Here is a 14732-nt window from a genome sequence, read left to right on the forward strand (position 1 = left end):
TTGCCATATTTAAATATAGGAAGAGTTAATAAAATATTGATTAACAATACATTTTTTTATACAAATAAAAGAGGGTGCCTCATTTATTTATGAGACACCCTCTTCTTTATTTAATACAAACGCAAATAGATAAAGCCTTCTGGTTCTTAGACCGGAAGGCTTTCAATCAGGTATCTACAGGTATAAATTAGCTAAGTCTTCTGATCAGCTCATCCTGTACTGTAAACCAGGCTTCCACCTCACCACTGTCTGTGAACGTCTGTTTCATTTCAGAATTCAGCTTGATCTTTTCAACCACAGAAATCGCCAGTTTCCTCAGTGCCAGTGTAGCCAGAACGTTTAACGAATCCAGCTTTTCCAGTGGAGTTTCAGGATAATCTTCACTGGGTTTACCTGTCAGTGCGGCTACTGTTTCTGCTGCTGCCAATGCGTCTTCGCATTCAGAAGTGTCGAGGAGACCGTCTTTGTTCAATGAAAACTGCAAGGTATCAGCAATCAAGCCTCCGTCCTTCGCATCAATCATTTCAAATACCCAGTCTAGTGAACCATCATTTTCAAAATTTCTGGTACCCCATGTGCCCATAGCTATGTAAGTTTTTTGTTTGGTTGCGTAAAGTTACTTCAGAGATCTGAAATCTAAAAGTTCATGCTGCTTAGTATAAATTAAAAGTTAGTTAAGCACATGAAATCTGGCAAAGAGTTCTGGTCATCAAATTTTAGTCCAGATTGATAGATTTTATTATTCTCTACATCCCGGCCAAACATTTCTATCCAAACTACCGCTGTTCATTCTTCCTGTAAATGTCCAAAATACACCTATCTTTTCCAACTACCCTCATTTACGCTTCCTTCAACCACCTTCAATTCTCAGCTCTCTTTCTATGACCGCAATTCATTCCTCTTTCAGATAAAGACAAATTTCCTTTCTTCTAATTAGCTCAATCCGCTGTACCCTCTAATTCAAACTTCTGAAATCCACTGGTACCAGCTTACTCACGCCCGGCTCCTGCATCGTCACCCCGTAAATCACATCCACTGCGGCCATCGTTTGCTTATTGTGTGTTACGATAATAAACTGTGAGTTATCAGAAAACTTACGGATCATATTCGTAAACTTCCCGACGTTCGCATCATCCAGTGGCGCGTCCACCTCGTCCAATATACAGAATGGTGCTGGTTTGATCAGGTAGATGGCAAACAACAACGCGGTTGCTGTCAGCGTCTTCTCTCCCCCGCTTAACTGCGTGATGGCTGCCGGACGCTTACCCTTCGGCTTGGCTATGATCTCAATTCCTGTGTCTGCCAGGTTTTCCGGATCACTCAATATCATATCACACTGGTCCTCTTCTGTAAACAACGCCTTGAATACCCTGACAAAGTTTTCCTTCACCTGGTTAAAGGTTTCCAGGAACTTCTGGTTTGCTGTCGCCTCTACTTCCTGGATGGTTGCCATCAGCGACTCTTTCGCTGTCACAAGGTCATTCTTTTGTTCCAGAATGAACTCATAACGTTTCTTCATCTCCTGGTAGGCCTCAATAGCAGTCGGGTTGATCTCACCCATGTTCTCCAGGCGTTTCTTCAGGCGTTCCGCACTCCCCTGCAATTCGTCTGCCGGCAATGTAGAACTACGTACCTCGTCGATGATTTCGTCAAGGTTCACCTTGAATTCCACACTTAAGCGTTCCTTCATTGACGCCAGTTGCAGCTTCAGTTCGTTCACCTTGTCTTTGATCACGGTCAGCTGGCGGTCCAGTTCCTCCCTTGCACGCTGCCGCACGCGGAGGCTACTTTCCTTTTCCTGCAACTGATTACGGAAGTTATAATACTCCTGATCTTTCTCATTCAGTTCTTTCTCTTCTTCTTCTTTGCGGCGGAAGAGGTCCACGAGACCGTCTTCGGCAGCCCCCAGTTTGTCTTCGGCAGCAGCGATATTCGCGACTGCGTCTTCCAGCTGAGATTTATTGCTGGTGATCTGATTGTGCAGATCGGTCAGTTGTTTACGTTTGAAATCCAGTTCCTGGCGCAATGCCGCCACTTTGGATTGCTGGCGGGTTTGCTGTAAGTTCTGGTTATTGAACTGTACGTTTGCCTGGTTGAACTGTGCTTCGGCATCACTGGCAGCACGTTCTGCATTCACAATGTTGTCATGCAGGGCGTGTACCTTTTCATTCAGATCTTCCAGTTCTTCCCTGACACCCGCAATGCTTTCCTGGTTCTGCTCCAGGGATTGCTGCATTTCTGCAAGACGCTTTTCGCCTGATTCGATGAGGTGACGGAAGTTCTCTATCCTGTTCTGCAGGCCAAATACCTGGTTATTCAGCTGGTTGATCTTCTCACGTTGCTGATTGATCTTATTTTCATTCAGCTGGGTGTTGAAGCCCAGTACCTGGTTGTGTTTTTCCTGGATCTGTTCGCGCAGGGTAGCCACGATAGTTTCCAGGGCCCGGATCTCTTCATCCAGTTTCTCCAGGTTCTTGGCACGGCCAAGTTTCTTTCCTTCGAAAGCACCGACGCTACCACCGCTCATATTGTATTTACCACGTACGATGCGTCCACTCTTTTCAATCACGAGTATATCCTGATCAGAGAGTTGATCCCATTCTATCCCGCTCACATTCCCGGAGATAAATACTTTACCCAGCAGGTAATTGCCCAGCCCTTTATAACGCTCGTCAATCTCTACCACATCCAGTGCCGGAATGGTACCGGGTGGGGTAAATAGCTGTCCGCCCTGATGATTGAACTGATCCAGGATAAAGAAGTTGGCTTTACCTTTTTTGTTCTCATCGAGGAGGTTGATCGCCTGAATGGCTTCGGCTGCGTTGTTGACTACGTAATAGTTAAGGTAAGGTTCGAGCAGGTTCTCTACACAGGTGCGGTAGTCTTCACGACAGAAGAAGATATCGCTCAGGATGGGCGCTTTATTGTTCCAGTCGGTATTTTTCTTGAGGAATTTGATACTGTCGGGGTAACCTTCCAGGCTATCTACCAGGGATTTGAGCAGGTCGTACTCGTTCTTTTTCTGATCGAGGGTACGGTTTTCATCTACCAGCTTGTCGCGAAGTCCTTCGATTTCGCCCTGTGTGGCGAGAATTTTGCCTTTCGTCTCTTCCTGGAAGGCAATCATGTCTTCCAGATCGGCTTTACTATCCAGCAGGGTATCCTGCAGCGCGGCCTTCTCTTCTTCCAGCTGCGTGATTTGCACCTGGCGATTCGCCTTTTCTTCCTGCAGTTGCTGGATACTACGCTGGAGGTTCTGTACAGAAGTATCAGCTACGGCCACTTTTTTCTCCGCTTCGAACTGCTGGCGTTGCCATTGTTGCTGATCGCGGCGGAGGTTTTCGAGGGCCAGTTTCTTCTGGTTGAAAGATTCCTTTTTCTCATCCACCATGTCCTGCAGGCCTTCCAGTTGATCCTGGAGGGAGTCAAACACTTCCTGTTCTTCAGTCACCTGGTTTTCAGTAAAGGCGATGGAATCGGTGAGACCCTGCAGCTGCCCTTCGGCATTAGCGAGGAACGAGCTGATATTGCGTTCTCTTTCTTTTAAGTAAGTGAGTTGCTGCGTGGCGAGGTTCTTGTCGTTTTCCTTGGTACGGATGGTGGCAACGAGTTCGTTGAAGGATTTCTGTAAAACCGACAGTTCGCGTTCTTTGGCAATGAAGTGGAGTTTATCTTCTTCAACGGAGGCTTCATCTTTGGTGATGTCTGCTTCCAGTGCCAGTTTCTTGTCTGATTCGGCTTGTTGCTGGTCGGTAAGGTCTTTAAATTCAACATTAAAGCCTTCGAGGGCAGCTTTAGCCAGTTCTATGGATACTTCGCGGTATTCTTTCTTGATCTCGTAGAAGCGTTCTGCTTTGCGGGCCTGCGCTTCGAGGGTTTTGAGGTTGTTATTGATTTCGAACAACAGGTCCTCAATGCGGTTCAGGTCACCTTCGGTCGCATCCAGCTTCGTTTTGGCTTCCTTTTTACGGGTCTTGTAGATGGAAATCCCGGCTGCCTGCTCAAGCATCCGGCGGCGGGAGTTCTCTTTATCTTTGATGATATCATCTACCATCCCGAGCTCAATGATGGCGTAGGAATCGGTGCTGACGCCAGTGTCCATGAAAAGGTTATGGATGTCTTTGAGTCGGCAGGCTACGTCATTAAGGCGGTATTCAGAATCGCCGTTTTTGTAGAACTTACGGGTGATAGTGACGGTTGTAAACTCAGTAGGGAGTACATTGCGGGTATTCTCGAACGTGAGGCTTACTTCAGCCATCCCGCTGGCAGAGCGGGTTTTGGAGCCGTTGAACACCAGGCCTGATTGGTTTTCGGAGCGGAGATTGGAGATCTTATGCTCACCGATAACCCATCGGATGGAGTCGATAATATTACTTTTGCCGCAGCCGTTGGGGCCTATCACCCCGGTTACACCTTCGTCAAAGTGTAAGACAGTCTTGTCAGCAAAACTTTTGAAGCCTTTGATTTCTAATGTTTTTAAACGCACAATTGCTCCTCTTTGTTTTTTTAAGCCGTCAAAGATAACTATGATTTCTCTGATTTGCATGATCAGATTTAACCATTCACAGCACAATTATGTTCCGAGTCATTATTTTTCAAAGAAAGCAGTAATTTATTATAGATAGACATGTCGGGGGAAATTTAATTATACACAGTTGTGTATAAATTTCAGACAGGTTGCTGAAGATCATTGCTTTAGATGAATATAATGCTGGGTTAGCCGATATGGTATGGACTAACAGGGCGCACAAATTAGGGATTTTTTCTATCTTATGAAAAATTTAAAATAAGCGACTGTTCAGGGATTGACGCGAACCTACATGGGTATAATATTTGAATTCATATCTTTGTAAATATTAATTTTCTACATGCGGCACTGGATCCAGGAAGTCAGGAATTTCATCTACAGCTATCATTTTAGTACCGGTTTGCGTACTACCATCAGTGTGGTCGTGCCCTCTGTAGTCTGTTCAATGCTGGGCAACCTCCCGCTGGGCATCGTCATTTCTCTTGGTGCCCTTGCCACTGCCCTCTCGGACGTTCCGGGAACCGCTATCCATAAGCGAAATGGTACCCTCATTGCCATCGGTTTCATCTGGTTTACGGCGATTACCACCTCTCTCATAATGCCATACCCGGTATTGATGACCTTTTATATACTCGCCTGTTGTTTTATGAATGCCATGTTGCTGGTCTATGGCAACAGAGGGGGAAATATAGGGATTGCCTGTATGCTGGTGATGGTCTCCATTCTTGGTGAAAAGGCCGTGCCCGTTCAGGAAGCCTTCATTCACAGTTTCTATATCCTATTGGGCTCGGTATGGTACGGGCTCCTGGCCCTGCTGCTGTGGCAGATCCGCCCCTACCTCAGCGTTCAGCAAATGCTGTCTGAATGTATTACTGAGACAGCCGATTACCTGCTGGCAAGGGCGCGCTTCTACGAACCCGGCGCCGGTGATAAGATCGAGGAAATCTATAAAGATGTTCTCGCACAGCAGGTGGTGGTGAGTGAAAAACAGGAAGCAGTGCGCGAATTGCTTCTGAAAAGACGTTCCCACCAGGAAGGTACTACCAGTATTAATAAGGCACTGGTTTTAATTTTCCTCGACATGGTAGATCTGCAGGAACAGATCATGGCCGCACAGACTGACTATCATGCCCTGCATGACTCATTTGACAATGCAGGGATTCTCGATAAATTCCATACCCTCATCCTCGAATTTACCGGAGAACTGAAGATCATAGGCGAAGCCGTCGCCACCGGCCAACGCTCCCTGCCAAAGGCGAACCTGAGGTACGAGATCGTAAAAGTGCAGAAAGCCGTCGATGAGATCCGGAAAACTTTACCTACCGTCAAAGAAAGGACCCGCCTACTCGTTCTTTCCAATATTCTTCATAACCTGTCAGACATGGCACAGCGGATCTATAACCTGCACCGCCTGACCAGGTTAGAAAGGGTAAAAGATGAGATCATTGATCCAAGATTACAGTTGTCAAGTTTTACGAACCATGGCCAGTATGACGCGGAGACCTTCTTTAACAACCTTACATTTCAATCACATATCTTCCGGCATGCACTGAGAGTGAGCCTGGCAGCAGTGACTGGCTATGTGATCGGGCAAATCCTGCACCTGGACAGGATCTACTGGATCCTGCTTACGATCGTGGTAATCCTGAAACCAGGTTTTAGTATTACCAAAGCACGTAGTTATCAGCGAATATATGGTACGGTGGCAGGGGCTTTATTTGCTGCAGGCATCCTGTTCATCACTGGCAATAATACGGTGATCTTCATAGCCATGCTGATTTGTATCCTGGGGGCGTATAGTTTTATGACGCACCAGTATACATTGAGTGTCTTCTTCGTTACTCCCTTTGTTATTTTCCTGTTGCACTTTTTACATCCGGCGCATTTCTATAATGTAGGATTAAGGGTATTGGATACTGCCATTGGTGGTACCATTGCATTCTTTGCAAACTTGCTGCTGTGGCCTAGCTGGGAGAAGAATACGCTGCCCAGTCATATGGTTAAAATGGTAAAAAGCAATGCGAAATATTTTGAGCAGGTGATGCATATGTATACGCAGGATCCATTTATGGTAAATGATTATAAACTGGCCAGGAAGGATTCAAATGTGAATGCCGCCAACCTGATGTCCGCGTTCCAGCGTATGCTCTCTGAGCCAAAAAGTAAGCAGACAAACGGATCGCTGGTATATCATTTTGTAGTTGTAAATAATTCAATTATCTCACATATTGCGGCGTTGGCCAATTACGGTACTACCCATAATGGCGTGCGGTTCCCGCAGCCGGAGTACAGGTTACTCAGTCATAATTTACAGGCTTATTTTACCTGTATAACAGAGATGCTGGAAAAGCCAGGCGAGAAACCTTCCTCCCCACCTGCCAACCTGGAAGCGTTTGAAACGCTGGATATGAAACTGGAAGCCATGTATCAGAAACGGCAGGAAGAGGTGAATAATGGACAGGGGGATACAGATTTGAGGCAGGAGATACTGGAAGTAAAGCAGGTAAGGGATCAGCTGCACGCCGTGATGTCATTGCTGAAAGATATGAAGAAAATGCTGGAATAATAAAGCCGCATTTACGTTCCGTAAATGCGGCTTTTTACCTGCATGCAAATTGGCTGATTAGTCCGTATAAATAATCCCAAACTGGTCCGATACAGGTTCCAGATGTTCCAGAATCAGGTCAAAGAAAGCCGGCCCCTGCTGAATGTACCAGGGCATAAAGTTTTCTTTGCGTTCCTGGAGGCTATTGGCAGGGAAAAGCCGTTGTTTCAGCACCCGGATCTGGTCGGTTTGCCATGCGAACTTACGTTTTTCAGCGCGAAGGAATTTGTGTTCCAGTTTGCCGATCGCCTTGATAGCTTTCGCTCGTTCTGATTCTACCGATTTTACCAAAGTAATGTCTATATCTTCTGCTTTCAGGGACAGTTCGTCAAAGAGCTTGTCGATGGCAGCATATTCATCTTTGAGTACCAGTGCAGCATTGGTATGCTTTTGTACAAAGTCGTTCACCAGTGATTCCGCATCCCTGAACAGGTCTGCCATGTCCAGGCCCAGTTTCTCCAACCTGGCGATGGAAGACATATCTGCGAGCAGGAACGAATTGCGCAGTAACAACACCGGGAATGGCACCTGGTAATGTGCAAACAGATCCTGCAACTCTAACCAATACGCAATCTCACCACCTCCGCCAATAAAGGCGATATTCGGCAAAATCGTCTCCTGGAAAAGTCCTCTCAGGATCACATTTGGACTGAACCGCTCCGGATGCTCCTGCAATTCTTTCTCCAGTGAATCCCGGGTAAACTCCACAGGCATGTGCAGCACCTTCCATGTATTTCCTATCTGTACAATGCGCTCACGGGCGGTCGCTGTAAGGTAAAACAGGTTGATCTCCCTTGGATTCGCCTGCGCTTTATAGTGTTGAGAAAGCCGGGAAAGCGTCTCATTTACAATTTTATGTGAATGCTGGTGCAGCAGTTCATCCCGCATTACCGGAATGTACAGTCGTTTCAGCGCAGGGCTGTCTGGCACAAGTACGACCAGGCCAAACCGGCCAAACAATTCATTTACAAGGTATAAAGTGGCCTCCTGGATATTTTCATGCTCCAGGTATGCCTTTTTCATCATGGCCATGAGCTCGGCAGCATGTGGTCCGTAACCAAGGGCAGACTCAATGGTGGCAAAGAGCTCCGTAAAGCCTTCCGGCTGCATACGCCCCACAGCTCCCTGCTGGGAAGTCGCCCAGTTGATATTCCTGCCCCCGATATATACATGGCCCAGTTCCTCCAGGTCAGCATCTTCACTGCCCATGTAATAAACCGGAACGAATTTATACTGCGGATACCTGTCTTGTAACTGCCCCGCAAGCTTGACAGCCTGCAAAATCTTATATACAAAATACAGGTAGCCGGTAAAAATATTAGGCTGATGAGCGGTGGTCACCGTAAAAGTGTTCGCCTCGCCCAGGCTGGAAATATTATTCTTGACGTGATCTGTGATCTGAAGGCCCTGATACTGCTCCTGCAAAGCGGAGACTAATACCCCACGATTTTGTGGATGGGATTTTTTCGCCTTGATAGCAGCTTCAAAATCAGGGGATAAGGAAGAATATTTGTAAAAAGAACGCAGATGCGGATGATCTGCCAGAAAGTCTATCACCAGTTGATTGAAATACCCCGTCTGACTATACGTTATATTGCTTACAGGTTGCTCCATACTACACTCAAATGATCTTTTGAATGCACGAATTTAGGGGAAAAGGCGGAAAAGAAGGGGTTAATTTCATGAGTGGTAAATTTAATGTATACGACAAAGGCGCTTTTACCTTCAGCAAAAGCGCCTTTGTAGCCGGACCGGTTCCTACCGGCATATTAATGACATCATTTAAGGCTGGCTAAGTTGATTTCCGTAGTACTTCAACCGGATCTCCGCAGATTTTGCCGCGAAACTTACATTTATCAGGAGGTAACCGGCATTTTCAAAGCTTTGCTGTGCGGTCTTAACGTCTATGATCGTCGCCTGCTTTAACTGGAACCGCTGCAAAACAAGATCGAGTAGTTTGCCGGACAGGTCATAGTTATCCTTCGCAGTCTGCAGCTGTTGTAAGTTATTATTATAAGCCTGCCAGCTCTTTACGATATTCCCGGTATAATTCATACCCAGTGTGTCCCGGATCAACTTATCATTGGCCGTATTGATCCCCGCAATTTCCTGCCTGCGCTTATATACTGACCCGTTAAAGATAGGAATACTCAACCCCACTCCTACATAAGGACCATAGTTCTGGTTCAACAAAGAGAATCCCTCACTATTCCTCGTATAGTTGAAATTATACCCTCCGTTGCCACTCAGGGATGGATACCTGTAAGCCGCCGTTTCCTTTTCCAGGTATTGGTCCACCTGCACCTGCTTGCCTGCGGCGATCAGATCCGGATGCTGCTCCATTGACTGAAGAATGGGCGCCAGCTGCAAATCTGTCGCCACGATGATGGTATCCTTTATCACGATAAGAGAGTCCTGCTTCAATGTCAGCACTGTCAGCAGATCGGTTTTGGCCTGGTCTATCACGAGTTGTTGTGCCTGTAAATTCTGTACCTGCGTATTGAGGTCCACCTGTGCCTGAAAGAGATCTGCATTATTCGCCACGCCCACGCTCTGCTGCGCCTTCACAATATCCAGCTTCTGGCGGGATACCTCAAGCGAACGTTCCAGGGTGGCCGCATAGCTCTCCTGCCGGATAATGTCATAGTATTTGATCATTACATTGTAAGTAATGAACGCCGCCCTTGACCTGAGATAGTCGTTACTCATCGACTCCGTCACGTCCAGCCTTTTAGCTGCATTTGCCACCCTGCTACCGTTGTAGATAGGCACGGTAGCACCAAAACTTGCAGAGAGCTGGTTGGAACGCGCATTGTTACTCGACTTGTTATTCGCAGGATTCGCATACTTCTGCTCCAGGCTCGTTAACTGCTCCACATCCGAGCCGGAAGCACTTACCACCGGCATCCCTCCTGCTATTCCGTAGTTATTATTTGTCTTTGCAATCTTCACATTATTCTCCGCGATCTTAATGCCTAAGTTCTTATTCAGGGCAATACTGACCGCATCCTTCAGCGAGAGTTGTTGCGCAGGCAGCCACCCCGGAAGTAAACAAAATATCAGGTATATTATGAATCTTTTCATGCTATTTATTTTATTCCGCCACATCCGGTATATGTGCCTTATGCTTGCCACTCACGTAAGTATATACAGCCGGTATCACGAACAGTGTCAATATCAGTGAAAACATAATCCCCCCCACAACTACGATACCCAACGGTACACGACTTGTAGACGCAGCCCCCAGGCTCAATGCCAGCGGTAAGGCACCTAGCGCAGTTGCCAAAGACGTCATCAGGATCGGGCGTAAACGCTGCGAAGCCGCTTCTACCACTGCATCATGCTTGTTCATACCCATCTCCCGCTTTTGGTTCGTAAATTCTACGATCAGAATTCCATTCTTCGTTACCAACCCAATCAACATGATCATACCGATCTCTGAGAAGATGTTCAATGTCTGGCCAAAGATCCACAGGCTCAACAGCGCTCCGCCCAGTGCCAGCGGTACTGTCATAATAATGGTAAATGGATCTATGAAGCTTTCAAACTGCGCAGCAAGTACCAGGTAAATCAGCACCAGTGCCAGCAAAAATGCAAATACGATATTGGAAGAACTCTCTGCATAGTCACGACTGGAACCAGATAACGCAGTGTGGAATGTGGGATCCAGTAATCGATCCGCAATTGCCTGCATTGCTTTGATGCCGTCTCCAATCGTATACCCCGGCGCCAGCGACGCTGAGATGGTTGCACTCTTGAAACGGTTAAAGTGATACAATGTAGCCGGGCTCGTACTGGTCTCTACTTTTACCACCGCATCCAGTGGTATCTTATCGCCACTTGCATTGCGCACATAAATATGACTGATATCGGCCGGTTCATTTCGCTCAGTCCTTTCCAATTGTGCAATTACATAATACTGGTAGCCATTCATGATAAAATACGCCAGGCGACCACCGCTGAATGCAGCCTGCATGGCAGAAATGACGTCATTCGTAGACAAGCCAAGGTCCTTGATCTTCATACGATCGAACGTCACTTCCAGTGTAGGTTTCGTAAACTTCAGATCTACGTCTACATTTGAGAACGTCTTGTCTTTCCGGGCTTCATCCAGGAATAACGGAATGGTATTTTTCAGTTTAGTCAGATCCTGATTCTGCAGAATGAACTGTATGGGTAAACTTGTTTTAGAACCGGATCCTACAGCAATCGTCTGTTCCTGTATTGTAAAGATGCGGGCATCATTGAAGCGCTTCAATTTCTTATTCAGGTCATTCGCAATTTCCGATTGGCTGCGCTCTCTTTCTTCAGGAGGCACCAGTCCGATACGTGGCTGGGAACTGTTGATCACAGACCCTGCAGGTGTTCTTGCAAATACAAATGCCCTTTCTGGAACTGAGTCGTAAAGGTAATTCGCAATCTTATCACTCACAGCCTGGGTGTAGCTATAACTTGTACCTTCCGGCAGGCTTACTGTCATACGGATACTGCTTCTGTCTTCCAGTGGGGCAATCTCACTTTGAATATTTTTCAGGATGATCAGGATCATACCGAAACATGCGAGAATGATCAGCCATGCGGTCCAGCGGATCCTCATAAATGCTTCCAGCCATCGCTTGTATCCATTCTCCATACCCTGGAAGAATGGTTCTGTCTTTTCGTAAAACTTACCGTGGCCGGCATCTTTCCTGTTCAGGTATACATTTAACACCGGCGTGATAGTCAGTGATACAAATGCAGAGATCAATACAGCCGTAGCCAGTACTACACCAAACTCACGGAACAATCTGCCCACAAACCCCTGCAGGAAGATCACCGGCATAAATACAACCGCCAGTGTCAATGAAGTTGAAATCACTGCGAAGAAGATCTCTTTACTACCTTCCAATGCTGCCGTACGGATGCTCATGCCCTGCTCCAGTTTTCGAAAGATATTCTCTGTGACCACAATCCCGTCATCCACTACAAGGCCTGTAGCCAATACAATTCCGAGCAGGGTCAATATGTTAATCGTAAACCCGGCCAGGTACACAACAAAGAAAGTAGCGATCAGTGAGATAGGTATATCGATCAGGGGGCGTATGGCAATGAGCCAGTTCCTGAAGAAGAAGAAGATCACCAATACCACCAGTGCAAATGCAATGATGAGTGTTTCTTTTACTTCTGCAAGTGATTGCCTGATGTTCCGGGTATTATCTACCAGCACACTGAATTCAATATCGTCCTTATTGGAAGCTTTGATTGCCTCCATACGCTTCTTAAACTCATCGGCTATCGCAATATTATTCGCACCTGGTTGAGGAATGATTGCTACCCCTACCGCGTTCACTCCATTGTATTTCCAACCCTGTTCTTCTATCTGCGGTCCAAGTTCTACGCGGGCTACATCGCCCAGCCGCACAATACCTGTACTATCTTCGCGCAGGATAAGATCCCGGAAATCCTTCTCTGTAGTAAGCCGGCCAAGGGCATTGATCGTTAGCTCAGTATTATTCCCGTACACCTTACCTGCGGGCAACTGCACGTTCTCATTGCTCAATGCCGTACTGATATCATTAAACGCTACATTATAGGCATCCATCTTTGCCTCATTCAGCCAGAGACGCATTGCATAACTCTTATCGCCAAAGATGGAAACAGAGCTGACCTGGTCGATCGTCTGTAATTGCTGTTGCAATACGTTGTCGACATAGTCACTCAGTTCCATGAGCGATTTACTACGGCTTTGCACCGCCAGGATGAGTATCGGATCACTGTTTGCATCCGCTTTGGTCACGACGGGAGGTGCATCAATATCCAATGGCAGACTTTTGGTCGCCTGGCTTACTTTGTCACGCACATCGCTCGCAGCAGCTTCAAGATCGATTCCCAGGTTGAATTCCACCGTGATCACGCTGCTACCTAGGGAACTATTGGAAGAAATGGTACGTATACCAGGAATCCCGTTGATCTGCTTCTCCAGGGGTTCGGATATCTGGCTTTCTATGATATCCGGATTCGCACCTGTATAAGCAGTCGTTACTGTAATAATAGGTGGATCGATGGCAGGATAATCTCTTACTGCCAGGAAATAGTAGCCAATTACCCCAAACAGTATAATCAGGAGGTTCATCACTGTCGCAAGGACAGGCCGCTTCAATGATAGTTCTGAAATATTCATTTGTCGATTTCCGTTGGGTGATTATTGCTGTGCAGCTACGAGTTGTTCCAGTGTCTTCACTTTCCTGACCTTCACAGGGGCGTCCGGTCGGGCAAAGAGCACGCCGGTAACTACGACTGTATCACCGACAGCAATGCCGCTGGTAATCTCCACATTATTGGCCTCGCGCACCCCGGTTTGCACAGTAGAAAGATGCGCCTTGCCGCCTTTGACAAGGATTACCTGGTTATTCTTATCATTTGGGATGAGGGCATTGGTAGGCACCATAATCGCTTTTGCGGCTGCCCCGGCATTGAAGTACACTTTTACAAATGCACCTGGGCGGCCTTTACCATCAGCGAGCAAGGCACGTACTTTTACATTGCGGCTGGTCTGGCTCACCTGTGGTTCCATCGCAATTACGGTCGCCTGCTTGTGGGTGCCATTACCCGCATCACTTACCACATCCACTACTTCTCCTTTTTTAATATTATGTGCATAGTTTTCAGGCAGCAGGAAGTCGACCCTCATTTTATCGGGCGACTGTATGGTCGCGATCAGGGTGGACGGCGTAGCATATGCTCCGATGCTCACCTGGCGAAGACCGATAGTTCCGGTGAATGGGGCACGGATGGCCGCCTTATCTATCTGGGCCTGGGTATAGGCAATATCCGCTTTTGTACCATTCACATTGTTCAGTGCCAGGTCGTAATCGGCCTGATTGATACCGTTTATATCCAGGAGTTTGCGGTCGCGTTCTTCAGTTTTTTGATAGAGGTCCAGCAGGACTCTGGACTTCTGCAGCTGCGCCTGCAGGTCGGCGTCATTGATCCGGGCAATAAGGGTACCTTTTTCCACGATAGTGCCTTCGGGCACATTCAGGAAGGTGATCCTGCCGCTGATTTCCGGGTGAAGTTCGGCAAACTCATTAGGTACGATCGTCCCGTTTGATTCAATGTTATTGCTCACACTTCGCGTGTCAGCAATGATCACATCCACAATGGTGGGTTGATTGCCCTGAGATTTTGCATCCTCTTTTTTCTTTTTGTCATGGCAGGCGACCGATAATAAGAGCATACAACAGAGTCCGGTTATATGCATTGCCCTTTGATCCAGCAAGACCATCAAAATTGATTTTTTGTTGAGAACCTAAAAAACAAATGTAGATGCGGGGCGAAGTAGGTTGATGATATGTCGGCCAACAGGCAAAATATGTCGGTGATTAATTAAAAAGCAGAGATGAAAGGGCCGTAAAACACGGTAAAACAAGCCGGAATTTTAACAGTATTTAACGCTGTTATCAGCATTTAATTATTTACATTCCACAGCCCGTAAACCCTTTACTGGAAAGGATTTACGAAGACACAAATCCAAAACCGCCTGTCAGTTTTAAAATGAAATTCAACAGTATTTCTGACCGTTTGTAATGAGATTTTCAGAAGTTCAAAAGGCCATTACAA

Annotated in this window: 8 protein-coding genes; 2 read left to right on the top strand and 6 right to left on the bottom strand. The window is 46.7% G+C overall.

The features are described 5' to 3' along the window. Nucleotides 1–187: 187 nt before the first annotated feature. Nucleotides 188–583, bottom strand: a complete 396-nt coding sequence (locus ABDW33_RS04985) for a DUF4259 domain-containing protein (protein WP_343688960.1) — start codon at nt 581–583, stop codon at nt 188–190. Nucleotides 584–955: 372 nt separating this feature from the next. Beyond that, complete coding sequence (gene smc, locus ABDW33_RS04990) at nt 956–4546, bottom strand: chromosome segregation protein SMC (RefSeq protein WP_343688961.1); 3591 nt, start codon at nt 4544–4546, stop codon at nt 956–958. Between the two features lie 322 nt (nt 4547–4868). On the opposite strand from smc, the gene ABDW33_RS04995 reads away from it, so the two are divergent. Beyond that, nucleotides 4869–7094 carry an FUSC family membrane protein gene (locus ABDW33_RS04995; protein ID WP_343688962.1) on the top strand — a complete coding sequence of 742 codons (2226 nt, stop codon included), beginning with the start codon at nt 4869–4871 and terminating at the stop codon, nt 7092–7094. 57 nt (nt 7095–7151) lie between these two features. Here ABDW33_RS04995 and bshC read toward each other — a convergent pair whose 3' ends face one another. Beyond that, on the bottom strand, nt 7152–8747 hold the full coding sequence (bshC, locus tag ABDW33_RS05000) for a bacillithiol biosynthesis cysteine-adding enzyme BshC (protein WP_343688963.1): 1596 nt from the start codon (nt 8745–8747) through the stop codon (nt 7152–7154). Between the two features lie 23 nt (nt 8748–8770). Between bshC and ABDW33_RS05005 the strand changes: the two genes are divergently transcribed. After that, complete coding sequence (locus ABDW33_RS05005) at nt 8771–8929, top strand: hypothetical protein (protein ID WP_343688964.1); 159 nt, start codon at nt 8771–8773, stop codon at nt 8927–8929. On the opposite strand, the gene ABDW33_RS05010 is transcribed toward ABDW33_RS05005, so the two are convergent. The 3 genes from ABDW33_RS05010 to ABDW33_RS05020 are packed head-to-tail and all read right to left on the bottom strand — an operon-like array spanning nt 8916 to nt 14349. Further along, complete coding sequence (locus tag ABDW33_RS05010; protein WP_343688965.1) at nt 8916–10217, bottom strand: TolC family protein; 1302 nt, start codon at nt 10215–10217, stop codon at nt 8916–8918. The two genes, ABDW33_RS05005 and ABDW33_RS05010, sit on opposite strands and share 14 nt — an antisense overlap. A 10-nt stretch (nt 10218–10227) precedes the next feature. Further along, nucleotides 10228–13293: an efflux RND transporter permease subunit gene (locus ABDW33_RS05015; RefSeq protein ID WP_343688966.1), complete on the bottom strand. Its 3066-nt coding sequence runs from the start codon at nt 13291–13293 to the stop codon at nt 10228–10230. A gap of 21 nt (nt 13294–13314) precedes the next feature. Next, nucleotides 13315–14349, bottom strand: a complete 1035-nt coding sequence (locus ABDW33_RS05020; protein ID WP_343688967.1) for an efflux RND transporter periplasmic adaptor subunit — start codon at nt 14347–14349, stop codon at nt 13315–13317. Between the last annotated feature and the right edge of the window lie 383 nt (nt 14350–14732).

The sequence above is a fragment of the Chitinophaga sp. genome, assembly GCF_039596155.1.
In the GTDB taxonomy this organism is placed as follows: domain Bacteria; phylum Bacteroidota; class Bacteroidia; order Chitinophagales; family Chitinophagaceae; genus Chitinophaga.

Excerpts from the sequence above, each read along its gene's own strand:
- ABDW33_RS04995 (WP_343688962.1), top strand. The coding sequence starts at position 4,869 with ATGCGGCACTGGATCCAGGAAGTCAGGAATTTCATCTACAGCTATCAT.
- smc (WP_343688961.1), bottom strand. The coding sequence starts at position 4,546 with ATGCAAATCAGAGAAATCATAGTTATCTTTGACGGCTTAAAAAAACAA.
- ABDW33_RS05020 (WP_343688967.1), bottom strand. The coding sequence starts at position 14,349 with ATGCTCTTATTATCGGTCGCCTGCCATGACAAAAAGAAAAAAGAGGAT.
- ABDW33_RS05005 (WP_343688964.1), top strand. The coding sequence starts at position 8,771 with ATGCACGAATTTAGGGGAAAAGGCGGAAAAGAAGGGGTTAATTTCATG.
- bshC (WP_343688963.1), bottom strand. The coding sequence starts at position 8,747 with ATGGAGCAACCTGTAAGCAATATAACGTATAGTCAGACGGGGTATTTC.
- ABDW33_RS04985 (WP_343688960.1), bottom strand. The coding sequence starts at position 583 with ATGGGCACATGGGGTACCAGAAATTTTGAAAATGATGGTTCACTAGAC.
- ABDW33_RS05015 (WP_343688966.1), bottom strand. The coding sequence starts at position 13,293 with ATGAATATTTCAGAACTATCATTGAAGCGGCCTGTCCTTGCGACAGTG.
- ABDW33_RS05010 (WP_343688965.1), bottom strand. The coding sequence starts at position 10,217 with ATGAAAAGATTCATAATATACCTGATATTTTGTTTACTTCCGGGGTGG.